Below are 256 nucleotides of genomic sequence, written 5' to 3'. Positions count from 1 at the left end.
CTAGCGGTCGTCGTGCTGCTGGCGGCGAGCCTGTGGAACGCGGTCAGCGGTGACCATGCCGACAACCTGCACCTGGCGTTGCTGGGCGGCCTGTCCGGTTTTGCCGCCACCGCCCTGGGGGCAGTCCTGGCCGTGGTGCTGCGCGATGTCAGCGCGCGCACCCAGGATGTGATGCTCGGTTTTGCTGCGGGCATGATGCTGGCAGCCAGTTCATTCTCGCTGATTCTGCCGGGCCTGGACGCCGCCCGCGAGATCA

Annotated in this window: 1 pseudogene; it reads left to right on the top strand. The window is 68.0% G+C overall.

The window, feature by feature from the left end:
* A pseudogene (locus SB725_RS32445) lies at nt 1–256 on the top strand (ZIP family metal transporter); the annotation flags it as partial.

Origin of the sequence: Pseudomonas sp. SIMBA_041 (assembly GCF_046535095.1) — a bacterium.
Classification (GTDB): domain Bacteria; phylum Pseudomonadota; class Gammaproteobacteria; order Pseudomonadales; family Pseudomonadaceae; genus Aquipseudomonas; species Aquipseudomonas mucoides.
The sequence above is the reverse complement of the archived record's forward strand: the minus strand, read 5'-3'. Positions and strand labels throughout refer to the sequence as shown.